Origin of the sequence: Pseudomonas sp. BR20, assembly GCF_050780135.1 — a bacterium.
Classification (GTDB): Bacteria; Pseudomonadota; Gammaproteobacteria; order Pseudomonadales; family Pseudomonadaceae; genus Aquipseudomonas.
Map to the genome: position 1 here is coordinate 3,450,446 of NZ_CP172012.1, position 23,562 is coordinate 3,474,007.

Sequence of the window (23,562 nt, forward strand, 5' to 3'; positions counted from 1 at the left end):
TCTAGTGTTAGCCACAATTTAATGGATTTATCTACCATAGAAGCCAAAAACTGGGAGAACTATTGGGGGCCGTTAAGAACCGTATTCTGGGTGAAGGCTTGCCTTCCGCCCGAGCCCAGTTAGCGTTGGGGGCAAAGATGGGGGCACGCTAAAAATTTCGCGACCTGAAACCACCGTTCTAGAGCCTAGTCAAAATGTTTTTGGCGACCCTGAGAGTCTTTGATTCAAACCGTCGCACACTTAAACGCTGGATGACCGGGCACTCACAACGGCCCGCAAAAGAGCTGCAAGCACTGCTGCTGAGCCAGATGGGTGGCGACCAGCAAGGTACGCCAACCCGCAAGGTCATATGACAGCACCTGCCACACCAGCCACACCAGCCACAGCCACAGGTAGCTGAGTTGGAACACCACCCAGGTCAATCCTGGCTATCCACGGCGGTCACATGCTCAACCCATCACTGACCATTCGACGCTCACGAATGCCCGTGCGCGATTCTATCCATTCGGGCGTGGTATCCAGCCCGCTGGAAATTTGCTGATTTTCAATTATCGGAGGCGGAAGGCAGCCTCCCCGGCCACACAAGATCACAGTCACGATCAACTCCCTTGATTTAACGATGGTTCAGATGGCGTGTGGTGTCGCGCTCGCGCCAAGCACTTGCAGGGCGCTGAGCGGATGGGCGAAGGCAACCCAGTCGACCAGGATGGCGACGATCGGATAGATGAACGACAGTGCGCCGCCCAGCGCGATGCCGCCATTGAAGCCGGCGATGTTCAGCCAAGCCGCCACTGCCGGTGCCTGCGGCGCGTGGGTGTGCGACAACCCGATCACCCGCGCCTGCAAAGCGGGTCCCTCCGCATAGGTCAACGCACCCAGCAGGCCCGTCAGCAGTACCATCAACGGCAACGACTGCGCCGATGCCCAAATCGCCAGCAGCACCGCAATAGGCGCTGTGGGATCAATGACCTCATTCGCCGCAGCCGATGCATCGTAGGCATCTCGAACAGCCGCTAAGTTTCGTAGGAAATTTTGTAGGTCTTACCTATCCGCTCGATCTGTGCAAATCCGAGTTCGCCAAGGTGCATACCCGCGATAAGAATCTTATCCGAGCTAACAACATTCAATAGTTTGGATCGTGTTTCGGCGGAAAGAAGCGGATCTTGGTCGAATGCAATGGATACGTCGGGACGAGCAATCTGAATTTGGGGGAAATGAACGATATCTCCCCAAACCAGCAGACTACGATCATTGGAATCGAGACGATAACCGGAATGCCCTGCGGTATGCCCCAGAAGGGGCATCGCACTAATGCCAGGGAGAACTTCGCTATCAGTAAACATGCGCGTCTTCTCCCGATACTGATCGAACACCTTCCGAGCAAAAAGGAAGTTGCCACGAGCACGCTCACTTGCTCGACTGAGATTGCCATCGTCCTCCCAGAAAGAAACCTCACGCTGGTGGACGACTAGCTCTGCATCGGGAAAGGCTGCTTCCCCTGAAGCGTCAAGCAGCCCCCCAACATGGTCGGGATGTGCATGGGTCAGAAGAATGGTGTCAATGTCAGCGGGTTGCACGCCAGCAAGTGCGAGATTCGCCTTTAGCTTGCCGCCCCACTGCTTGAAACCACCAGCCCCCGCATCGATGAGGATCGTGCGGCCCATTCCACGCACCAGGTAACAGTTGATGTGGATCGAGGATGGGTCGCTCACGCCTGCGTCCTGCTGCAACTTGGACGCCTCCGCAGGATCGATATTCGAGAGGAGATCCAGACTTGCGCAAAGGTATCCGTCACTGATGGCCGTAATCGAAAACTCGCCGATCTGCTGGCCCGGAAATTTCATGTCGCTCATTGCGGTACTCCTTGCGCGTCATCAGTTCCGCGCGTAGATGGCGGGGGGCGAATAGCCGAAGCAACGGATGCGCGCCGTTAGCCCTGTATGGCGCTTTATGGCCACATCCAATCGCGCCGTGAAGGCGTCCATGACTGATGGCGTTCGGAGCGGTTCGAGGCGGTACCTGATTTCCGCGTAAGCAGGATGCCCGCGCCCTTGGCGAACTGAGACATAGATGACATGCACGTTGTCCAACGTAGCCTGGAGGACGTTCGTGCAAAGCCGAGTGCATTCTTCAGTGAGTTCCGACAGATACGCTTCGGGCGGCATGTTTTCCGCCTGGATGAAGATCGTCAGGTTAGGCATGGTCCTACACCTGGGTCTGCGGCACTGTGCCGTCGTGACTCGTCAATTGCGCGGTCATCGGGGCATAGAGATGCACGCCCTTGGGAAGCGCATCCAAACCGAGACTAATGGCGCTATCCAGCTTCGCCAGCCACCTGTTTTCAGGACACTTCTCCAATGCGACGGCCCACATATGCTCAGGCGTGAGCCCCATCTCGATGAGCGGCTCGGGACCGATTGCGCTCACGATCAGATGCTCGCCTTCACCGACGGCAGGCGCACGCTCAAGGGCGCCATAAAGATTGCGGTGCCAATCGGTGATGTGCTGCTGCCAACGTGCGAAGTTGCCCCCGCCCTTCTGGCGATACTCATCGCCCTCAAGCACAGCCAGACCGTCGATCGAGTGCATGGCCAGGTACACAGGGCAACCCGTGCTCAACGCCTTGAAGCGCTGCGAGGTATGGAACCCGCTCACGGAAATAAGCGCGGGTAGTTTTTCCAGGCTATAGAAATCATTCCACTCTGCTTCGCTGGCGGGGTCGGCAAAGCTGCACTCAACGGTGTAGATCATGGATCACTCGCTACCGGACTTCTTGTACGTCCGGCCCTCTTTGTTGATGTCTCATCATCGTATGACCTTGATCTCGGCGCATAAAACGATTATTCGGTACGCTTCAGTGACAAAAGATCAAGCTAAGCTGGATCGCCATCTTCACAACGGAAACGCTTATGCGAAAGAAAATCCCGAGCAGCACGGCATTGACAGCATTCGAAGCGGCCGCTCGTCACGGCAGCTTCGCGCGCGCGGCAGAGGAACTGTCTTTGACTGAAGGCGCCATCAGTCGCCAGATTGGCCGGCTGGAAGCCTTCCTCGGTGTCGCGCTATTCGAGCGAGTCGGCAATCGTGTCCGGCTCCTGCCCAACGGGGAACGCTACGCGGCCCAAGTGCGCGAATCGCTGGACCGCTTGGATCGGGACAGTCAGTACTTAATGGGGCAGCCGAACGATGGCGCGAGCCTGGACATCGCCACTATCCCGACGTTCGCGATGCGATGGCTCATCCCTCGCTTGACACGATTCCAGCAAAAGCACCCGAATATCACTGTGCATTTGGCCGAGCGCATGGACCCCTTCGTTCTTGCCGGGAGCGGATTCGATGCTGCCATCCATTTCGAGCACCCAGCCTGGACGGGGATGCGGACTCACCACCTTTTGCATGAGGTGCTGGTTCCTGTTTGTCATCCTGCATTGCTCCAGGAGAGCACAGGAGCAGCAACACTGGACATGCTTCCACGCCTGCACCGACGCCAGAACCCGGATGCCTGGCTGCGCTATTCCCTGGAAACGGGGATCCCACTTACCAATCCAGCGATTGGTGCACGCTACGATCTTCACGGCATGTTGATCGAGGCTGCATTGGCCGGCCTCGGGGTTGCGCTGGTCCCGCGTCTTTACGTTGAAACCGAACTTGCGTCAGGACGTCTGGTCGCACCGTGGCCAGAGGGGAAAACCACTTCCAAAACCTTCTGTCTCATCCTCCCCGAGCCCATCGCATTGAGCAGAGAGCCAATACAAGCGTTTGCTCAATGGATGCTAGACGAAGCGAAGAAAACAACGACGGTTGAATCGTAGGGAACCTCCTTTTGCAGGCCTGCCACCAGGTTGTCCCATACGCTTTTATGTAGGCTTCGAGGACGCAGTGGTCGAAGTACAAAATTGGATACCGACCGCAACGTGACCTTACGCACCACAGTTGTATCGGGTGTGAATCAGGATCTGTGTTGAAGGTGGCGTTGTCGCCGCTCCCTCAATCGCTCCTCGTATCCAGCGCACCGCTGCGGCAGTCTCGCCAACGAAATCATGAGAGATAACATAATCCATGACGCCGGACTCAAGCATCGCCCGCGTATGAACCGTCAGCTCATGACCGACAAAAATAGGCCGATCCTCAGCCGCAATAGTCTCTATGGCCTGAGCAACACCCCGATTGGCGCCGGCCACGTTGTAGATGGCTGCCGGATAGTTGTGCTTGGAAAAATAGCGCGTCAATTGTTCAGTCGTGGTCTGAGGGCGATCGTCGGACATAACTCGTTCGTCGATTTTCAGATACGGAAACTCGGAACGAAGCACCCTGCGAAACCCCATCTCCCGCTCCTGCTGACAGCGAAACGGCACACTGGTCACCAGCAGGATTTTCGCGGGCTCTTTAGGTAAAACATTGCCGATCAGCAATCCAGCGACACTGCCCGCCGCATATTGATCATTGCCAACGTAAGCACTACGCCCGGAGTTAGGCAGGTCGGTGGTCAGGCACACGACGGGGATACCCAGGCTGCACAGTTTGCGAATCGCTCGGTTGATCGCCGGGTGCTCGCGCGATACGACGATCACACCATCCGCTGAGGCGCCCTCAGCCTGAACCTGATCAGCAAAAGTGGCGGGATCGACCTGGTTAGTCGGTACATAGTAGCCATGCACGACGACGCCAGGTGTCGAAGCGTTCACCAACGCCTCGGCACCGGCCAACGTAGCATTGAAGGTTTCACCCGAATCGCAAAATAGCTTGATCTGCAAAGTTGCCATGCCGTCAGCCAAATCTTTTTTTAGCTTATCCAGCGCCGCCAGCACTTTCAGACGGGTGTTTTCCCGTACGCCGGGACGGTTATTCAGCACACGATCAACGGTCGCTACCCCGACCCTGGCCACCTTGGCGACCTGTTGAACAGTGGGCCCCTTCCATAAACGCGCCGATGTTTGCATGGTCATATAGCCAGCCCTTTTTTGATGTTATTTACACCATATACACAGTGCTAATGATTGCTTCAAGAGCAATAACAGGCGTGAATGCATCTTCGTATTTGAGGTGTTTTACATCATAAACCGCCTATGGCGCTGCTTGATGATTGCTTTTTCGGTGCTAATAATCGAGGCATAACAAACACAACAAACCGCCAGGATCGCCCCATGAGTAACTCGTCCCCATCGGTTGATTTCGACCGCCGCGGCTACGCCGCTTTTGCCCCATTGTGCACCGCCTTTCTCAATCAACACGCTCGCGAGTTCGACGCCGCGTTGATGACTTTCGCCCATTGATAGGTAGTTGAATATGAGCATACGAATCGCCGTTATCGGCGCAGGGATTATGGGGGAAGATCACGCCCGCATCATTGCCCAGGACCTTCCGGGAGCCACGTTGCATGTGGTGTGTGATGCGTCGCCAGAGCGAGCGAAGCTGATAGCTGACCGTTATGGCGCCGCTGACGTTTCCACTGATCCACTGTTCACACTTTCAAGGTCCGATGTCGATGCAATCATCATCGCCAGCCCGGACGAAACCCATGCGGTCCTGACCATGGCAGCCATCGAGGCTGGGAAACCTGCACTGTGTGAAAAGCCGCTGTCTCAGAGCCCGGACCAGTGCCTGGCGGTCATCGACAAAGAGGCCTCCCGGGGTCGCCAATTCGTGCAACTGGGCTTCATGCGCCGGTTTGACCCTTCGTACAGGGAAATGAAAAGTGCCTTGGGCGACGGCGTGATAGGTCGGGCTGTGATGATGCACAATTTCCATCGCAACGTAGAAGCTCCCGCCAACTTCAGCGGGCAAATGGCGATCAGTAACTCCGCGCCTCATGAATTCGATGTGGCCCGTCACGTGCTCGACACTGAATACGTTGCCATTTCAGTGTTCCAACCTACCCGCACGTCTGAGGATGGCGCCGGTGCCCCGGTATTCATGGTGCTGGAAACCCGGGAAGGCCATCTGGTGAACATCGAAATCAACAACAACGCCCATTACGGGTACGACGTGCGTGGCGAGCTCGTGGGCGAGCTGGGTTCCGTGCAACTGGCCACACCCGTACATGCTCGTTTCAATACCCGTCTTCAGGGCTTTGAACGGTACGCTGCCGATTGGCGGCCGCGTTTCGCCGACGCCTACCGCCTGCAGAACAAAGCATTCGTGGAGTTCATCAACACAGGCGTATTCCCTGTCCATGCCGCGAATGCCTGGGACGGCTATTGCGCAGCCATCGTCGCCCAAGCTGGTATCGAGGCACTCAATCAGCGTCGCCGGGTAGTTTTGCCAACGCTGGAAGTACCGCCCCTCTACCGATCGCGAGAAGGAGCTACGTCATGAAGCTGGGATTCGTCACCGACAGCCTCGGTAACCTGCCATTGCGGGAGATGCTCAAGCAGGCTGAACGCCTGGAAGTGTCGGGCCTGGAGATCAACACCGGCGGATGGTCGACCGCGCCGCACTTTAACTTGGCGCAGATGCTCGCCAGCGCCGAGGAACGCCAGGCACTCAAACGCAGCTTCCAGGAGCACGGCCTGGAAATCATTTCCCTGAACGCCAACGGCAACCCTTTGCATCCCACGCAGCCCGAGCAAGGCCAGTGTCTCAAGGACACGATACGCGTAGCCGGTGAACTGGGAGTCAAGACCGTTTGCACCATGTCCGGCTTACCAGAGGGTCGGGCCGGCGACAGGATGCCGAACTGGGTGGTTGCCTCATGGCCTCCCGAGACCCAGACAATGCTGCGCTATCAATGGGAAGAACGCCTGCTGCCCTTCTGGAACGAGATCGCTGATCTGGCCAAGGAGAACGGTGTGGAGCGTATCGCTTTGGAATTGCACGGTAACCAGTGCGTCTACAACGTCCGTTCGCTGCTGAAACTACGCAATGCGATCGGACCGGTGATAGGCGCCAACCTGGATCCCTCGCATCTGTTCTGGATGGGCGCTGACCCGCTGGTCGCCGCCGAGGCACTGGGCGACGCCATTTACCATGTGCACGCCAAAGATACTTTGCTTAACGCGCCAGTCCAGGCCGTGGATTCACTCCTGGAAAATGGCTCATTGATGGATATCTCATCCCGAAGCTGGTCCTACATCACGCTTGGATTCGGCCACGGTGAGCAATGGTGGCGGCAATTCTGCTACCGCTTGAAGATGGCTGGCTACGATGGCTGGCTATCGATTGAGCATGAGGACGTTTTACTCAACAGCCTCGAGGGCTTGGAAAAGTCCGTAAGACTGCTAAAGAGCGTCATGCCGGTTGCCGCCAGCGATTTCAAACCCCAGTCCATCTGAATCGCACCACGAGAAGAAACCAATGTAATTCCATATTAAATCGCTCACCGCAATGGCGAGTGAGCATCCCCATAAGTTTCAGTCAGGAATATCACAATGACAATTAATTCCTACGGAAATACGGCAGACACTTCAGCCGCCTATGTAAGTCCTGAAAAACGCCAGGCACAGCGCTACCTGCAAAAAGTGACTTGGATTGCCACGTTTGGCGGCCTGCTGTTCGGCTTCGATACCGGCGTCATCAATGGCGCCCTGCTCTATATGAAGGATGACCTGGGCCTGACGCCATTTACGGAGGGCTTGGTCGCCAGCGCCCTATTGATCGGCGCAATGATGGGGGCGCTGTGCAGCGGTCGCCTATCGGACCTCAAGGGTCGCCGCCGTATCATTCTTTTCCTCGCCGTAGTGTTTTTTCTTGGCGCGTTGGCTTGTGCGCTGGCGCCCACCCTCAACGTCATGGTGGCCGCCCGCTTCACGCTGGGGTTAGCGGTGGGCGGCGCATCGGTCGTCGTGCCGGCGTATCTTGCGGAAATGGCCCCATCCAGCATCCGCGGTCGCATCATCACTCGCAACGAGCTGATGATCGTCACCGGGCAATTCCTGGCCTTCACCACCAACGCCACACTGGGCAATTTGTTCAGCGATCTCGATGGTGTTTGGAGATGGATGCTTGCCTTGGCAACCCTGCCAGCCGTGGCACTCTGGTTGGGTATGCTCTACATGCCGGAAAGCCCGCGCTGGCTAGCCACCAAAGGGCGCTTCAGAGAGGGCCTGGAGGTACTGAAACTGGTACGGGAGGAGTACTACGCCAAGGCTGAGATGGAGGCCATCACTCAGCAGATCAGCAACGAGCGATTCATCAAAAAAGGTGGCTGGCGCGATCTGTCTCAAAAAGGCGCGCGACGAATCTTTTTGATTGGCATCGGTATCGCTGTTACGTCGCAGCTGACCGGAGTCAATTCAATCATGTACTTCGGCACCCAGATCCTCACAGAAGCGGGCCTGGAACAACGTAGCGCACTGATCGCCAATGTCGTAAACGGCATTATCTCGATTGGCGCAACGTTCGTGGGTATTGCTCTGCTGGACCGCGTGGGGCGTCGCCCAATGATGTTGCTCGGCTTCACCGGCACCACATTGTCTTTGTTGTTGATTGGCCTGGTTTCAGTTTTTGTCGACCCCTCCGTCACCCGCGCCATGCTCATCCTCGGCGCCATGGCGATGTTCTTGGCCTCCATGCAAGGGCTGATCGGGCCTGCTTTCTGGGTACTTTTGGCAGAAATTTTCCCAATGCGCATCCGTGGCGGATGCATGGGCATGGCGATCGCAGCCTTCTGGTTGACCAACGTGATGATCGGCATGTTCTTTCCATCCTTGGTTGCAACGATCGGGATCGGCCAAACCTTCTTTGTGTTCGTGGGAGCAGGACTTCTGTCCCTGACCTTCGTTGCAGTGTGGGTACCGGAGACACGAGGCAGCACGCTCGAAGAGATTGAACAGCGGTTGTATGGTTAGACGAGGATGAAGTCTCTACGCTGACTTCCGTTCTTCCGCTTCCTATTTCGTCGCCTTTTTTGGGAAGCGGCTCTTCTCTGCTGAAGCGGCTCGTCGCGCTGGCGGTGAACCGGCGTTAGCCCTACATTATTGCCAATCACACCTGTGCAGAATATCCATGACGCCCCTCCAGGACAAAGGCACTACGTCGATTGCCTTGGTGCATGAAGCATTGTATAGCGCCAGGCAAAGGCAGCTGGACCTGACAGTTGCGTTAGTCAATGCAGACTCGACCCTCAACTGCTCAACGCCCCAAAAGCCAGGGTCTCAGCGACCTCCTTTGCCCGACAGTGGGTGGAGATAGCCAACCTGCTGGACGATGAATTTTTTGGCATCGACGGTCATCCCATGCGTCGCGGCAGCTTCAAACTGATGTGCCATGCGCTCTTGGACTGCAGCACCTTGGGCCAGGCGTTGCAGCGAATGCTGTCATTCCTGCGGCTAGTACTGGATGACATTCATGGCGAGTTGCAGGTCAAGGACGGTCTGGCATTTGTCGTGGTGCAGGACCGAGGTGTATTGCGCCGCCTGTTTGCCTATGGCACCTGGTTCATCCTCGTACACGGGCTTTCATGCTGGTTGGTCAATCAGCGTATCCCCCTGCGCAAGCTCAGTTTTCGGGCGCCCAGGCCCGAGGATCAGAGCGACTACCGCATGCGCTTCTGCGAGGTCATCGAGTACAACGCGCCCATGACCATGGTCAGTTTCGACGAAAAATTCCTCGACATGAAAATCGCGCCGTCGCCGGCCACGGTGGGTACCTTCCTCTAGGAATCTCCCGGTAGCCTGCGGTGAAATACCGCAACGACGATAGCCTTAGCGCGCAGATAAGACGTTACTTGCGTGGATCAAGCCCGGAAAAATGGCCCGAACGTGATGACCTGGCGGTGGAACTTCACATGTCCAACTCCACGCTGCAACGCCGCTTGCAGGCAGAGGGCACGCATTATCAAAGCCTCAGGGACGACCTTCGCCGCGACATGGCGATTGACCTGCTGTCGCGTGGCGATATGACGGTAACGCAAGTCGCCGCCGCCACCGGCTTCCAGGAAACCAGCGCGTTTCATCGGGCTTTCAAGAAATGGACTGGCGTCAACCCTGGCGCCTATCGACGCGGCCACCTGGAAGAATAACCTCCCACCTGTTACGCCCCGCCCAACTTCGTGCACTGCGTTGCACCACAACGCAACTCAACCGACTTCGAACGGCTCACGGCCTTTGGGTACAAGCCTGTAAAAGCCGATCATTTCACCTATCTGGCGGTTGACTACACGTCAGGCTGCCCGCTTACGACTCGGAGGAGAGGACGGTAAGGAATGGGAGCGAGTGACCGATATCACCTACACCGTCCAGAGTGGGCCGTTCAAAAATGTGTCAGCGCAGTGGCGCAACTCGACCAATCGGTCGACGTACGGCGATAGCGCCAACGAAAACCGCCTGATTTTCCGGTACACATTTAAATTTTGATGGAATGGTCGGCTGCGCCAGCAGCCGTCCAGCCGCCCCCACCAACGTCATAGGAAGGCACCGTCCGCTGCCGGTCGTGACGAGCTTATTTCGCGTCAACTCGCCTACCCAAAGGGCAGCGCTCAGGCCGTAAACGATTTCGGCGACAGTACACTGGTTTTTCATCTAACCAGAAACACTGAGCAAAGAGTCATACTCCTCAGAACACAGAAAAAGCGACTAATAGCATTTTCTTTACAATTTGCGGATCCTCACCACGAGATATCTGCGACGCAGCATTACTTAACTGTGCATCGATATAAGCAGATGCAAACTCTGATGAAATGTCTGCAGAAAACTCACCTTTGGCCTTTGAACGCTCCACCCATTTCCTGTAGGCAGCCAAAGCTTGCTCCTGTATGAAGTCAATTTGTGTTCGTGTTGCTTCACCCAAGTGCATGCGTGATTCGCGCATCTTTATCAAAAGACATCCCTTTGGAACTTCTTGACTATCACTCACTGAGGTGGCAAATGACACTAGGTTATCAAGCGCCTCTCGAAACGGCATTTCTGTGTTTAACATCCGCAGCACAGAATCTAGCACCTGTTCCTGATATTTAAGAATAACCGCTTTCATCAAGCCATCTTCATTCCAAAATTCACGATAAAGTCCTGGCTTCGATATATCACATCTTCTGCAAATCTCATTAAGGGATAAACCACGTACACCCTCTTTCCAATAGGCTTCCATTGCCACATCCAAAACGTGATCGCGGTCTAGGGTCTTAGGTCGTCCCCTTGAAGGTTTTGTTGGATCTAAAATCATTTCGTACCACCCAGTATTTTAACTTGACACATGACGCCACCCCACATTATCGTACCACACGGTACTTAATTTACAGCCAGGTAGGAAAGAAAAATGAGCGAAGCACAAAAAAACGTAGTCATCACCGGTAGCAGCAGCGGATTTGGCCTAAAAGCAGTGAAAGACTTTGCCGACAAGGGCTACCGAGTGTTCGCTACCATGCGTGGCACAGAAGGCAAGAACGCCGCAGTCAAGGCCGAGCTGGAAGCGTATAGCAACCTCATCCATGTTGTAGATATGGATGTCACCAGCGACGAATCCGTCAAAACAGCCGTTGCCGGTTTGCTGGTTAAAGCGGGCAAGATTGATATTTTGATTAACAATGCAGGCGTAATGTACCTTGGTATTACGGAGGCATTTAGTATTGCCCAAGCCCGGGAACAGATGGAAACCAACTACTATGGCGCTATGCGTATTATACAGGCTGTCCTGCCCGCGATGCGGGAAGCCAAGTCCGGCCTGATCATTAACACCTCATCAATGGTCGGCCAGATTTCAGCGCCGTATTTCTCTACATACGCCGCCACCAAGCACGCTCTGGAAGGCTACGTCCAAGGCTTACGTTACGAAGTGGCTCCCTTCGGTATTGATGTTGCCATCGTACAACCAGGCCCGTTCCCTACAGGTCTGAGTGCAGGCGGGCAAGAGCCTTCCCGTCTTGACGTGCTTGACAGTTATGGTGAATTGGCAAAGATACCTGGCGCTATGTTCGCTGAGTTCGCGAAATTCATGCAGTCTGACCAAGCACCCGATCCACAGCTGGTCGTAGATACTTATTTAGCGCTAGCAGATATGCCTGCTGGCAAACGCCCTACGCGCACAGCTGTCGGCATGGTTTGGGGTGTTGATGAAATTAACGCTGCCAAGCAGCCCATTCAAGACCGTGTTTTAAAAGAAATGCAACTTGAAAATATTTTAGGCGGCGCTGACGCTTAACTCCTGTATCAGGGCAAACTATTTCTTGCCCTGTTTCCGCCATATCAAAATCGCATTCTTCCTCGGGAGACGTCCAGTAGCAATGCTTCAGCTCCGACTAACGCAGCGCAATTGAAAGAGCGAAGATGACCACTACACGGACTGCACAACACTTCGAAGCGAGCGACTTTAGACACTAGCCAAGCCCCCTCTTTGGGCAAGGAACACATAATGAAAGTTACAATCCTCTATAGCGGACTACTTGCAATTTTGTTCGTTGTGCTAAGTGTCCGAGTAATTATTGGAAGAGTAGGTCCCGGCAGTCCCAGTTTTGGTGACGGTGGCAACCCCGTCATGTTTCGGCGCATCAGAGGACACGGCAATTTCGCTGAGTACGTTCCACTGGCACTCTTGCTGATTGGACTTCTAGAATTAAGCGGCTCACCGCAATGGCAACTGCACGCACTTGGTTCAATACTGCTTGTTGGTCGCATTCTGCATGGCTATGCACTTTCGTTTACAACCAATAATATTTTTGGTCGTAACGCCGGCATTATTGCAACTCTTTTAGTCCTGTCCTCATCGGCTGTGCTTTGCATTTGCAGGTATTTTGGTGGAGTCTAATTAGGCGTGCAATGCGGTCAGCATGCAGTTTAAATGTCGGACTTGCGGCTGCACTTTCAAGTTAGCAGCGATCATTTTGATGCCTCTGCTGTGTGCCTCCTCTGATCGCGGCCAGGAGCGCGCAGGTCATTTCGCTTTTGCTGCAGAGCTCTCAGCGCTGGGGTGGTTCGCCAGCACCCTAAGTGGCTACCCTGGATTGCAACTGGTCGGTTTGATTGCTGCGACAGCAGGCGGTTTTTCAGCGATGCCCGTACTGTGGACTCATCGAGCTGCTCAGGGAGAAAGTGGCCGCAGGCAATACCGGTCTGCGCAGCGGGCAAGGGTTCTATCGCTGGGATGAAGAGCGCCGCGAACGGCAGCTGAACCGGCACGGACACCAGCTACGGCTGCTCTCAAACCCTGAACCTATCAGCAGGAACATCGCTGCGAAACAAGTCCCGGCCTACCGGTTGCATGTTACTCGCAGCACCAATGGCCTATGGCCGAATTCGTGAGAAATTACCTGGACATTTCCTACTCCACTACTACTCGCACTCTTGCCAGATTTCCGACCCGCGTAAACTCCGCCGTGGCGTCACCCTCACGCTGGACGGTAGCGCGGAGCACGGGATAGTAGGTGCCAGGTTCCGAGTAGGTGAGTGTTTTATGTATAGCGAGCGTTTCTGACGGCTGATGAGGAAGCGGAGCGTCTAGAAAATCATCGTTCCCCGTCTGGCTCCATTCCGTTTTCACAATTTTGCCGGCAGATGGCGGGACGGTAATGTCACCCAGCAGCGTGACGGGCTCCCCGACTTTGGCAATGATTCTCTCACCGCTCCTGGACGTGAGTTTCACAACAGGCTGGATGCCTTGCCTTGCTGATGCGTCTGCAGGTAATGAGACCTGGCCATTATTGAGCCCATACTGAGTGGAGCGAGGCGGCGCTGTACCATTTTCCACCCAGGCACTTACGTCCCTGACGGCCTGTTCGAGGATGCCGTTGTAATCTACAAGTCTCACAAACTGATTGTCAGCCGCGCCCGAGGCAACAACGCTGCCATCCAAATGGTCTGCATTATCGTTTAACCAGATTCGCACCTTCGCGTCGTACTGATTCCCCTCTCCCGCCTTCAATCGCTGGCCATACCAGTTGGCATCCCAAGGGTAGGCATCGACATCAAGTGCATTGGCTATGATTATCATCTTGCTGTTTATCTTGCCGGTGAAGCTACCGCCTCCGCTGACACCTGCGCTGATTATTGATCCTACCTCTTGGGGGCGTTGCGGGTAGCGCGGAGAACCGTCTGCATTGCGAAATTGATCCCACACAGCAAATCCGCCAGAAACCGGTACCTGATGCCGATGGTAGGAGGTCAACGCAATTGCCCAGCGATTGTCGACACGAATCTTGGTTCCAGTTCTCAGAGTGTTGAGCATGTCGGCTTGATTTTGCGCGGACAGCGTAATGACTCCGTGCTCGGCATCCAAAGACCCAAGCAATTTTCGATTGCCCCCTTCTGCCCCTTCGAGGGTGAAGTCCAACCAAGAGCTGTTTTTGAGGCGCGACAACCCGGCCACGTGCAAGCTTAATGGCTTACCAGCCGAGTCACGATCTATCCTTTGAACCGACACTACGCGCTCAATTTTCGCCCTTCGTACAAGAGTGCCCAGAGTGGATTGCGCGGTACCGAGGTAGCCAGGTTTACTCCAGAAGTCATCTGCATAACCGGGATCAATGCCTTTGACCGAACTGGCAAACCCCAGTAAACCTTGCGGGTCGTTGAGACCCAGGATGTAGGCGTAATTATCCCAACCGCGCAGGGGCACGCCCATTGCCGTGACCTCCGCAAGAACCGAGGCCTGCGTGGCGTCAAGTGCTGCAAAAGGATCGCCGCTACCTCCCGGTCGCATAGCGTCGGCAATGTGTGCCGCCTTATCTTCGAGTACAAGACGTGCGAAAGCACGAACAAAAAAATTGGTAGGAATGGATGTTGGAACGCCAATGACGAATGGGACGGCACCCTCCCATACCCCCGACGAGTTCTCAGCCGCAGCAATGGTCAAATAAGACCCGCCGCTGCCACCATAGATATAGCCGTGGATCTGAGAAGCGGGCAGTCCATAGTATTCTCCGGCGACCATCTTCGAGAACTTTGCAGCCGCCGCGTTGGCTCGATAGCCAGAGGGCGAAACAGTATCCACGGTATACGCACCGCTGTCGGCGCCAAATTTGATTACCCGGTCCGGAACGCTACCGTCTCCCAAGGGATAAACCTTGTGGAAGAAACGCCCTTTCCATTGGGCTTTCGGCGGGAAGAAAAAGCTGAACTTTACATCGGTGCCTTCGAAGTGCCCGGAAACGCGATGCGTCAGAACAGGGCTTTTCAAATCTTCTCGGCTATCTATTACCGGGCGGTCGAACTCCGGATCGACGCAGTCTTGAGTAATGAACATTATCCCGCCCGGTGGTGTTTCACACGGCGGGGATTGAGACGCGGCGGAAGCTAATGTCGACAGCCCACCAAGCGACACTGCAAGTACCCAGCATCTGGAAGCGACGAACCTCTTATTGAAACCGTTACCACGATGGAAATCTGTGCCAGGTGGAGCAGCCACTAGAGTCAGTTTTTTAGCGTCGTTCATAATGGCTGTAAATTCCTTGAGGAGCTTCAATGACGGCAGACCGACACTGCTGGGTAAGTTTTTGAGTCGTTTGAGGATGAGATCGCTCCGGCTGGGTCTCTCATTTTCCAGCTTGAGAAGCGTGACGTGCTCTACCAGGCGCTCACCTGCGCCTGGACAGAGCCTTAGTACCTTCCAGTTTTGATATGTTCAATGATCCCCGCAGAATGCAAAAACCTGGACTCGACATCAGCAGCAATGTGAGCCCTCATCCAAAAAAATACTGATTAGCCGTTCTCCTGCCTGGTGATTGCGGCCCGCCACCTTTGTTGTCGGTTGAACCTGGAGCGCAGACAAATGGTAGCAATGACGCTTTAGCCACAGGGGCGGCCGGATCAGGTCGCACAGGTAACCATCTCGAGCTAAAGTTTGTAGTTCACTGTTAGAAATGCATTCCGCGGCGCTCCATAACTTACCGTGTCGAAGTCGCCCTTCTGCGTTGCATATTTTTTATCAAATACATTATTAACATTGATTGATACATCCATGTGACGTGTCAGCTCATAACGCGCCATCAGTGACGTCAATGCATAGGGATCCTGTTCGGCCACCCTTGTGCTGGTACTGCTGCTCAAGAAGCGACTTTGCCATCTTACGCCTCCACCCAACGTAAGCTTCTCCCATATTCCAGACAACCTGTACGTCGTGAACATCTGAGCGGTAGTGCGTGGCACCTGAGCATTTAGCCTGGCGTCATTACCATCTTTGGCCGTGAAAGCAGCAACGCCAGCGTAGACATTCCAATTGGTAGCAACCTCACCCTGCATGTCAAACTCGATCCCACGGGATTTGGTTCCGTCGACACCTTTGTAAGCCTGGGCTCCGCTTGGCGTAAGAAGACTGCCGTCCGCTTGTGCAGCATTGTCCAGTTCGGTGTCAAACACTGCGACAGACGCACTTAGCCGTCCACCCAGGTATTCCGCCTTGAGACCCATTTCTTTCGTCTTGCCTTCAGTGGGGGTGAGGACGTTGCCGTTACTGTCTCGGAATGATGTCTGCGGATTAAAGATACCGGTGTAGCTGATATAGACAGAATACGTACTATTGATGTCGTATATCAAACCTGCGTAAGGCGTAAATTCATTACTCTTTTTATAACTGAACGGCGTCCCGCCTGCGGTCTCGTCGATCTCGTACCGATTGAACCGACCGCCGATAATCAACTTCAATGGATCAGCCAAAGAGAATCTCGCCGTACTGTAGAAACCGCGCTGCTTAATCTCGGTATTGGTCGGTATTGACGGCATTGCATCAAAGTCAGGCTTGGGGAAGTGACTGTTCCAATCGTAGATATTGACGGGCGTGAACCCTGAAAAAAAGGGGCTGACGTCGTCTTTGTTCGAGGTATATCGAGAACTCATACCTCCCAGCACTAGGTCATGTTGGCGCCCCATCAAGTCGAAGGGACCGCTCGCCATCACATCAAAGGTGTTTTGACGGCTTTTACCTTTGCCGGCCAACGCGATCGGATAAGCGCCATTAGGAAAACTGCCTAATCCAGTATCCTGGTCAGGTGTGCCAGAACTCCCCATTAGCTGGGTGTCATACTTAGTACGGTACTGATTCACCACACCCCGGACTTTCCAACCGTTATCAAACCGGTGTTCCAGTTCGGTAAAAGCACTCTGCCGGGTACTGTCCCAGCGGTTCCAGTCCGCTGCCACAGATTTGGAACGCGACCATTCTGCCTCTGAACCATTGCTGAACCATAGAGGAGTACCGCCCCAGGTCGGTCGCTTAGGAGAACTATTCTGGTAGTCGTAACCTATACCCAAAGTAGTGTCTTCAGTGAGATCTGCCTCAATGATTCCGTAGAGCGCTTGCTTTTGTGTTTGATAACCGTCGAGGTAAGAGTGGCCATCATTATTGACCCCTACCATACGTGCCCGAACGCGACCGTCGGTTGTCAGGGGTACGGAAATATCCCCCATCTCTCGAAAACTGTCCCACGACCCCGCACTGATAGAGGTGGAGGCCGAAAACTCCGGCGTTGGTCTTTTGCGCACCAGGTTGACTGCGGCCGACGGATTGCCCGTGCCGGTGAGAAGTCCGTTCGCCCCGCGCACAATTTCGACACGGTCATAAAACGCAGTTTCCAGGTCGCTGATACCGCTGCCGTTTATGACATCGCCGATGACAGCCGGTATGCCGTCATACTGAATGTTGTCGATCAGAAAGCCTCGGGAATAAAAGCTCGTGCGTTGGCTGTCTGATTGGTACGACGAGATGCCAGTCGTGTTCTCCAGCACCCCCTGAACTGAATCCAGCTTTTGATCGTCCATGCGTTGACGTGTCACCACTGAAACGGATTGCGGCGTCTCCCGAAGCGTGAGCGGCAAGCGAGTCGCGGCCGTGGTCTGGCCGATGGTGTAAAGTCCTGTCCCTTCTGTCTCGGCACCGCCGGGTGCTCCTGTCCCGCTTATCGTCAGCGATGGGAGGTACATCACGCCCTGAGACGGAGTGCTCTCATCGGCCTCGACCGTGTCCTGCGCCATCACGCCATTCGAATGCCCCAAAAGCACAAGCAGCGCTGCAGCAACTGGTTTCTTCACCAGACGTTGAGGCGCGCAATGGTGCCGTCCACCGCAGTAAGTCAACGAACTCGACATTAGTCGTTCCTTATCAAGAAAAAACAGACAACGGCCGACCATTGAGAAGCGGATTTGAAGACCGACGACTCAACCGAAACCAGACCGGAGAACAGAGGTGACGAACTAATCTCAGGTGAAACTGATTAGCATTCGTTGTCGCGCAATTTAGCAACATGCAGCCGTTGCCAGATATCGAGGGATGGCCAGATTATTTTTCAGTTCAGCCAATGTTTGCGGCGGGGCGTTTCCCGACTGCAATCGAGCACAGCCCCCCCTCAATTTAAGTTTTGATCAGGTCTACAGTTTTAAAAGTATGCCGACAAAAATAGATATAAACGTGCCATCGAGGAGGCCCATCAAGTCTATCGAGTTCCGTGCTATGTCCATCCCGTTCTTACGCCGTGATCGTTATGCACCAACAACTGATAGCTTCCATCAAAAGCGGCGAAACACCTGATGTCAAAGGTTGCAAGGAGGCCCCAGTAATCCTTGATGCCTGGGGGACTCTCGAATCGTCCCAGCGTGAGTCCCAATCGCGCATAAGCCAACTTGAAAACGACCTTGAAGCTGCACGTGAACTACTTCGCGAGTCGGCAGCTAGCGCTTCAACCCATGCCATCAGATTCGACTGGGTGAATCGCGCCTCCAGCGAGGGTCTTTGGGATATGGAAGTTGTAGCTGGCGATCCCATTAATCCAAAGAACCGCTTTTGGTGGTCGCCGCAATTTCGCAATCTTCTTGGGTTTAATGACGAACGTGATTTCCCGAATGTCTTGGCGAGCCTTAACGCTTTCGGCGCGCACTTGAATGATAATTCCGGAAAAACCCCATTCGACATCGAAATCTACTGGCGCTGAATGCGGCTATTGAAGCCGCACGTGCAGGTGAGGCTGGGCGCGGTTTCGCTGTCGTGGCCGACGAGGTTCGTAAACTCGCGACGCGTACTACTGAAGCAACCGAACAAGCCGCAGGCATGATTGCTCGCTGAGCAGCGGCCTTTCACGCGGGCCATGCAACGTACAAGTGAAATAGATCAGTTGCCGCTGCCAAGGTGGCAACCGGTTTAATCATGCAGGACCTGATGCTCGGACGCATGCACATGAACACGCGGGTTGCGTAACGAATAAGCGCGCAGTTTATCGGCGAGACCGCTTACTCGCCGAAGTTAAACGTCATCCGGAAGCAGGATTGAAGGCACATGCAAAGAATCCCCCACAGTAAGAGCACTTGAGCGGGTGGAGAGATATTGCACAGGGGGCTTACCTACGGTTTTGCGGAACATGGTGATAAAGCCACTAGGGCCTTCATACCCGAGTTCCGATGCAACGGTTTGTACGCTCTCCCCTTTGATCATGCGTTGCAGTGACAGAATGACATGCAACTGCCGACGCCAACGCCCAAAGCTCATCCCTATTTCCTGCAGCAAAAGCCGACTCATGCTGCGCTCACTCATGCCTATGCGAGAGGCCCAATCGTGCACTGAAATCTTGACCGCAGGGTCGGCCAGGAGCATTTCAGCGAGCCTGCGCAGACGCCTGTCGCGAGGCATCGGCAAATGCAGGTCCTGCACGGGGGCTGCCGACAATTCGTCCAACAACGTTGCGATCAGACGGTCTTCGCGCGCGCTAGTGGCGGCGTCTTCCGAGAATCCCGCCGCCTTGAGCAGCAATTCACGCAACAGTGGCGATACCCCAATCGTGCAGCAACCTCGCGGAAGATCCGGGGCTGCGTCGGGTTCGACAAATAGGCAATAGCATTCTGTTTCTCCGGAGCCGCGTGTCGCATGTGGCAAACCACCGGGTATCCATACAGCACATTGCGGTGGAACGATCCATACGCCATCTTCAATTTGACAATTGAGAACACCGCGCACTGAATAAAGCAGTTGCGCCTTACGATGTTGATGGCTTGCTTGCTCCCAGTCCTTGCCCACCATCGAGGCGCTGAGCGCAACGACTGGCCGAGAAATGCTATCGACATCCCACTTGGGAACCGTGTCTCTATTAACAGTGTTCGCCATAGCAGGTGTGCCCCTTCGCTAAACCCAGAAGAATTTGGCTGAGTTAAACAATATTGTGGCCAACCTGTGCAATCGCGCCGGCCCGCTTACAGGGTATCCTGAAACTGCAGACCATCACACAGATTTGGCGATCTCGTCGGAGGAGTATTGAAATGCGTATAGAGGCTAACCAATTCCCGCTTGTATGGTTGCAAAAAACTACACAGAGCTATAGCCAGGAAGACTCACTTGTCCAGTTCGAAGCTTTGCTTGCTCGCCATGAACCCTTCGTCCTCCTCAACAATGAAGGGCTGGATAAGGAGCAAACCGAACACTCACCAGACGAAATGAAACAAATGGCTCTGTGGATGAAGCGCCATAAAAGTGAGCTCAAGAAGTATGTCAAAGCCTCGATTCATATCGAATCAAGTCTCACCAAACGCTTGGCAGGCAAAGCCTTCGCAGTTGTTTACGAGAAGTTTTGGGGCTATCCCATGCTGATGACAGCTACTGAAGACGAGGCCTTGGTGCTGGCGGCGAAATTATTAGAACCTGAGCTCATGAAAGCCGAAGAGCACTGATGTCGACTGCAGATCAACGAGCCATGCCAGCAAGTTAGGAGTGCCCTTCAGCAATCGAAACCATCCGCGCACCACGCTTGAGTACGGCCATATCATTATCTGTTCATTGTTTAGAACCTGGTACGAGGCAATCAAGCACGGCCTTTCGATAAAAATTAGCGGCGTTTCTGAACGCCGCTTACTTATCAAGGTGTGCGAACGAAAGACGCGTTAAAGCAGAGAGAGGGGATAATTAATAAACATCCGGTTTTCATCAAACTCATGGGTGCTGAAATCCTTGCGCACACTGGAGTTCCGCCATCTCACGCTGAGACTTTTCAGCGCGCCGGACTGCACGACGTCCGCCAACTCGGACTCTCGCCCCCCCCTTCTTTGCCATCTGTGATCGATCCTGTATGAACATGATCACCGCTGATATATCGGTTCATTAACATCAAACCCGGTACACCGAGTACTGCGAAGTTGAAGTCATGGCGCAGTTGTCAGGATTTTTCCCTGGCGTTGTCGTAACTCGCGTTATAACTGTCGTTGGCCAAGGTGCCGCCGCGGGTGCCGTTGACCCGCATCCAAGCGCTGTCGCCTGAGTCGAGTGTGGCTCAGCGGTGATTGTAGTTTTAGACCTCGAATGCAACACCCAGAGCTTCCGCAGTGGGGGACCATTTGTTTTGCTGCGTCTCTATCATTCGTAATAGGTAACTATCTTGCGATCCCCCAGCCTGTGAACTCCGATGTTCATGTCATAGCGTTGGCTCAAGGCATCCGTCTGTATGACCTGATGTAGCTCACTAAGGTCTGAGCTTGATGGTACCGGTAGACTGGCAGTGAGCGAGCCTTTGCTTTCAGCTGAGTAGCAGGTGTTCGAGGTGGGGCCGCTCAGGACGATACAAACGAAAAGCCGCGATTGACCGCACTGCGCTCATACTCCAGGAGACACTCATAATCAGCCTCGCTGGCCGGCAGGACTTCCTTGATCGCGAGATCACGGGACACCTCAGGAAGCTGCCCCAAGGCTTCGTTCATTGCGTTCCTGATTGAAGCGGCGTCCGCAGCCGTTTGACCAATCGAGGTGATGTAAGGCAGGCAGGGACTGCGCACACTTCGCATCAGGATCCTGAGGCCTTCGATCTCGTCACTGTTATCTCTCGCAAGATAGTCGTAGGTGACACTGTCGACGGACACCAAATCACCCTCGCCCTCTCTCAGCCTTCGCATGCTCTCCCTGTGGGATCCGGTGAAGGTGAGTTTCGAGAAGAAACTTCGGTCGCTGATACCGGCCAGCGTGTGGCGAAATAAATTCATTCCCGAGTTGGAATCCGCTGCATTGATCAGGCCATGGCTGCCCTGGAAACCTGCCAGGTCAGTCACGGCCGAATCAGCCCTGCAGAGCAGCAAACTGCAATGGCCCCCTCCCGAGCTATGGGTAAGCTCATAGCTCGGGCGCCCTACCAGCCTCACCTTTCCCCGCAGCGACTTAACGAATGGATAGCCGCAGGTCTGGGATAACAACAGATCCGGGGAAAGCCAGTGCGCCGCGAGTTCAACAATCTGTTTTTGCCCACGGTGCTCGCCGAGAATCGCCAGGATGCGCTCAAGCCAGGCGTCCTGTGCGTGTAAAACCCTGGCGGGAGCGAGGTACATGGATAGATCGCTGGTCATATGAAATCCATTCAGAGGGTTCGATTGACGCTGATCACAGCAGGAAACGGTTGGCCGGCGTCTTCAAGCCCAAGCGATCCCTCAGCGTCCCCGGTTCATATTCCTGGCGGAACACCCCTCTGGCCTGCAGCAGAGGCACCACGCCACGGGTGAATGTTTCGAAGTCAGTGGGTAAAAACGGAAACATGAGGTTGTAGCCATCGACGGCATTCGATTCGTATAACGCTGAAAGCTTGTCGGCAATATGCTCCGCCGTTCCGATCAGCAGCCAGGTACTGGAGCTCTTGACCAACCGGCGCCCTATTTCGCGAATGGACAAGGAGGTGTCGTACTGCTTGAGCAGGGCCAGCTCGGTTCGAATGCCATCAAACTCAGACTCATCCGGTAACGCTGGCAACGGGCCGTCCGGCGATAGTCCTGTCAGGTCCAGACGGGTGTAGCTGGATACCAGGTCAATCGCCACGGCATCGATAATCAGGCTGTCCTCCAGTTGCCGACGTCGCTCCTCCTCAGTCTCATCCTCGAGCACTACCGGAAGCACACCGGTGATGATTTTCAGATCACTGGAGTGCCTGCCCTTCAACTCGAGTCGGCGATTCAAATCGGCCCTGTACGCCAGCCCCTCTTCGACCGAATTGATAAAGCAGAAATGCACGTCCGCATGGGCGGCGGCCAGGTTCTTGCCGGCTTCAGAAGACCCCGCCTGAGCGAGGACCGGGTAACCCTGGGGTGGGCGCGGCACGTTAAGCGGCCCACGTACGCTGAAATGTGCGCCTTTGTGGTTGATCGGGTTAATTTTCGATGGGTCGGCAAAGTCGCCGGTACCCTTGTCAAATTCAAGCGCACCCTCCTCCCAGGAGTCCCAAAGCTGCTTGACGACATGGATGAATTCCTCGGCCCGCAGATAACGATCGCCGTGTTTCGTCACGCCTGACAATCCGAAGTTCGAAGCCTCCTCTTCCAGCCAGGAAGTCACGATATTCCAGCTGGCTCGCCCTGCACTGAGGTAGTCCAGCGAAGCAAAATAGCGCGCGAGGTTGAAGGGCTCGTTATAGGAAGTCGAAGCCGTACCCATCAGCCCGATGTGCTCGGTAACCGCAGCCAGTGCGGACAACAGCGTAATCGGTTCAAGGCGGGCGTTGGCATAGTGCCTCAGCCCGCTGGCCACGGAGTCCCAGACCGCGACGTGATCCGCAACAAAAACCGCATCAAACTTCGCCGCCTCCGCCGCCTGCACCAGTTTTACGTAGTAACCCAGCGTCAATATCTCTTGGGTCGGTGCCAGCGGGTGGCGCCAGGAAAAACGATGATCGCCCTGGGGGTTAAAAAAGAACAAATTCAAAATCATACTTTTATTCGACATAACGCCTCCGCGACCTTACCAGCGTCGCATTTATTT

Annotated in this window: 21 protein-coding genes and 5 pseudogenes; 13 read left to right on the forward strand and 13 right to left on the reverse strand. The window is 54.7% G+C overall.

Going from position 1 to position 23,562, the window contains the following annotated elements:
- Window positions 1–263: 263 nt before the first annotated feature.
- From ACHPFG_RS15910 to ACHPFG_RS15930, 5 genes and pseudogenes are all read right to left on the reverse strand, one after another.
- Entirely contained in the window at window positions 264–422 is a 159-nt protein-coding gene (locus ACHPFG_RS15910) for a hypothetical protein (protein ID WP_431699744.1), read from the reverse strand.
- A gap of 202 nt (window positions 423–624) precedes the next feature.
- Window positions 625–750 (reverse strand): annotated as a pseudogene (locus ACHPFG_RS15915) (hypothetical protein); the annotation flags it as partial.
- 263 nt (window positions 751–1,013) lie between these two features.
- A complete protein-coding gene (locus ACHPFG_RS15920; protein ID WP_431699746.1) occupies window positions 1,014–1,853 on the reverse strand; it encodes an MBL fold metallo-hydrolase in 840 nt (279 codons plus the stop codon).
- A 21-nt stretch (window positions 1,854–1,874) separates the two neighbouring features.
- Window positions 1,875–2,201, reverse strand: coding sequence for a hypothetical protein (locus ACHPFG_RS15925; RefSeq protein ID WP_339542022.1), 327 nt, complete (start codon window positions 2,199–2,201; stop codon window positions 1,875–1,877).
- A gap of 4 nt (window positions 2,202–2,205) precedes the next feature.
- Window positions 2,206–2,751 carry a sugar ABC transporter gene (locus ACHPFG_RS15930; protein WP_339542023.1) on the reverse strand — a complete coding sequence of 182 codons (546 nt, stop codon included), beginning with the start codon at window positions 2,749–2,751 and terminating at the stop codon, window positions 2,206–2,208.
- A 158-nt stretch (window positions 2,752–2,909) separates the two neighbouring features.
- On the opposite strand from ACHPFG_RS15930, the gene ACHPFG_RS15935 reads away from it, so the two are divergent.
- On the forward strand, window positions 2,910–3,812 hold the full coding sequence (locus ACHPFG_RS15935; RefSeq protein ID WP_339542024.1) for a LysR substrate-binding domain-containing protein: 903 nt from the start codon (window positions 2,910–2,912) through the stop codon (window positions 3,810–3,812).
- 108 nt (window positions 3,813–3,920) lie between these two features.
- Here ACHPFG_RS15935 and ACHPFG_RS15940 read toward each other — a convergent pair whose 3' ends face one another.
- On the reverse strand, window positions 3,921–4,946 hold the full coding sequence (locus ACHPFG_RS15940; protein ID WP_339542025.1) for a LacI family DNA-binding transcriptional regulator: 1,026 nt from the start codon (window positions 4,944–4,946) through the stop codon (window positions 3,921–3,923).
- 198 nt (window positions 4,947–5,144) lie between these two features.
- Here ACHPFG_RS15940 and ACHPFG_RS15945 point away from each other — a divergent pair, with 198 nt between their 5' ends.
- The 7 genes and pseudogenes from ACHPFG_RS15945 to ACHPFG_RS15975 form a co-directional block, all read left to right on the forward strand.
- Window positions 5,145–5,273: a hypothetical protein gene (locus ACHPFG_RS15945; protein ID WP_259242521.1), complete on the forward strand. Its 129-nt coding sequence runs from the start codon at window positions 5,145–5,147 to the stop codon at window positions 5,271–5,273.
- 13 nt (window positions 5,274–5,286) lie between these two features.
- The gene (locus tag ACHPFG_RS15950; RefSeq protein WP_431699748.1) at window positions 5,287–6,315 is read left to right on the forward strand and encodes a Gfo/Idh/MocA family oxidoreductase; all 1,029 of its coding nucleotides are present in this window, start codon (window positions 5,287–5,289) and stop codon (window positions 6,313–6,315) included.
- Complete coding sequence (locus ACHPFG_RS15955; RefSeq protein ID WP_431699750.1) at window positions 6,312–7,271, forward strand: sugar phosphate isomerase/epimerase family protein; 960 nt, start codon at window positions 6,312–6,314, stop codon at window positions 7,269–7,271. The genes ACHPFG_RS15950 and ACHPFG_RS15955 overlap by 4 nt, the downstream gene beginning before the upstream one ends.
- A gap of 96 nt (window positions 7,272–7,367) precedes the next feature.
- The gene (locus ACHPFG_RS15960) at window positions 7,368–8,786 is read left to right on the forward strand and encodes a sugar porter family MFS transporter (RefSeq protein ID WP_131696418.1); all 1,419 of its coding nucleotides are present in this window, start codon (window positions 7,368–7,370) and stop codon (window positions 8,784–8,786) included.
- A gap of 279 nt (window positions 8,787–9,065) precedes the next feature.
- The gene (locus ACHPFG_RS15965; RefSeq protein WP_431703481.1) at window positions 9,066–9,596 is read left to right on the forward strand and encodes an AraC family transcriptional regulator; all 531 of its coding nucleotides are present in this window, start codon (window positions 9,066–9,068) and stop codon (window positions 9,594–9,596) included.
- A 128-nt stretch (window positions 9,597–9,724) separates the two neighbouring features.
- Entirely contained in the window at window positions 9,725–9,958 is a 234-nt protein-coding gene (locus ACHPFG_RS15970; RefSeq protein WP_431699752.1) for a helix-turn-helix transcriptional regulator, read from the forward strand.
- Window positions 9,959–10,088: 130 nt separating this feature from the next.
- Window positions 10,089–10,292: pseudogene (locus tag ACHPFG_RS15975) on the forward strand (OprD family outer membrane porin); the annotation flags it as partial.
- A 199-nt stretch (window positions 10,293–10,491) separates the two neighbouring features.
- On the opposite strand, the gene ACHPFG_RS15980 reads toward ACHPFG_RS15975, so the two are convergent.
- Window positions 10,492–11,097, reverse strand: a complete 606-nt coding sequence (locus ACHPFG_RS15980) for a TetR/AcrR family transcriptional regulator (protein WP_431699754.1) — start codon at window positions 11,095–11,097, stop codon at window positions 10,492–10,494.
- A gap of 93 nt (window positions 11,098–11,190) precedes the next feature.
- Between ACHPFG_RS15980 and ACHPFG_RS15985 the strand changes: the two genes are divergently transcribed.
- Window positions 11,191–12,072 carry an SDR family oxidoreductase gene (locus tag ACHPFG_RS15985; RefSeq protein ID WP_431699755.1) on the forward strand — a complete coding sequence of 294 codons (882 nt, stop codon included), beginning with the start codon at window positions 11,191–11,193 and terminating at the stop codon, window positions 12,070–12,072.
- Between the two features lie 210 nt (window positions 12,073–12,282).
- Entirely contained in the window at window positions 12,283–12,675 is a 393-nt protein-coding gene (locus ACHPFG_RS15990) for an MAPEG family protein (protein WP_431699756.1), read from the forward strand.
- Between the two features lie 513 nt (window positions 12,676–13,188).
- On the opposite strand, the gene ACHPFG_RS15995 is transcribed toward ACHPFG_RS15990, so the two are convergent.
- Both ACHPFG_RS15995 and ACHPFG_RS16000 read right to left on the reverse strand, forming a co-directional pair.
- Window positions 13,189–15,108, reverse strand: a complete 1,920-nt coding sequence (locus tag ACHPFG_RS15995) for a Tat pathway signal sequence domain protein (RefSeq protein ID WP_431699757.1) — start codon at window positions 15,106–15,108, stop codon at window positions 13,189–13,191.
- A 590-nt stretch (window positions 15,109–15,698) separates the two neighbouring features.
- The gene (locus tag ACHPFG_RS16000) at window positions 15,699–17,945 is read right to left on the reverse strand and encodes a TonB-dependent siderophore receptor (RefSeq protein WP_431699758.1); all 2,247 of its coding nucleotides are present in this window, start codon (window positions 17,943–17,945) and stop codon (window positions 15,699–15,701) included.
- Window positions 17,946–18,306: 361 nt separating this feature from the next.
- On the opposite strand from ACHPFG_RS16000, the pseudogene ACHPFG_RS16005 reads away from it, so the two are divergent.
- Together ACHPFG_RS16005 and ACHPFG_RS16010 are read left to right on the forward strand one after the other, a co-directional pair.
- Window positions 18,307–18,769: pseudogene (locus ACHPFG_RS16005) on the forward strand (chemotaxis protein); the annotation flags it as partial.
- A pseudogene (locus tag ACHPFG_RS16010) lies at window positions 18,769–18,906 on the forward strand (methyl-accepting chemotaxis protein); the annotation flags it as partial. The pseudogenes ACHPFG_RS16005 and ACHPFG_RS16010, both read left to right, overlap by 1 nt.
- 186 nt (window positions 18,907–19,092) lie before the next feature.
- Here ACHPFG_RS16010 and ACHPFG_RS16015 read toward each other — a convergent pair.
- Window positions 19,093–19,947 carry an AraC family transcriptional regulator gene (locus ACHPFG_RS16015; protein WP_339450609.1) on the reverse strand — a complete coding sequence of 285 codons (855 nt, stop codon included), beginning with the start codon at window positions 19,945–19,947 and terminating at the stop codon, window positions 19,093–19,095.
- 152 nt (window positions 19,948–20,099) lie between these two features.
- Between ACHPFG_RS16015 and ACHPFG_RS16020 the strand changes: the two genes are divergently transcribed.
- A complete protein-coding gene (locus ACHPFG_RS16020; protein ID WP_431699759.1) occupies window positions 20,100–20,507 on the forward strand; it encodes a hypothetical protein in 408 nt (135 codons plus the stop codon).
- 210 nt (window positions 20,508–20,717) lie between these two features.
- Here ACHPFG_RS16020 and ACHPFG_RS16025 read toward each other — a convergent pair.
- From ACHPFG_RS16025 to ACHPFG_RS16035, 3 genes and pseudogenes are all read right to left on the reverse strand, one after another.
- Window positions 20,718–21,091, reverse strand: a pseudogene (locus ACHPFG_RS16025) (OprD family outer membrane porin); the annotation flags it as partial.
- 289 nt (window positions 21,092–21,380) lie between these two features.
- Window positions 21,381–22,163, reverse strand: coding sequence for a phosphate/phosphite/phosphonate ABC transporter substrate-binding protein (locus ACHPFG_RS16030; RefSeq protein WP_339450606.1), 783 nt, complete (start codon window positions 22,161–22,163; stop codon window positions 21,381–21,383).
- A 34-nt stretch (window positions 22,164–22,197) separates the two neighbouring features.
- Window positions 22,198–23,526: an LLM class flavin-dependent oxidoreductase gene (locus ACHPFG_RS16035; RefSeq protein WP_431699760.1), complete on the reverse strand. Its 1,329-nt coding sequence runs from the start codon at window positions 23,524–23,526 to the stop codon at window positions 22,198–22,200.
- Between the last annotated feature and the right edge of the window lie 36 nt (window positions 23,527–23,562).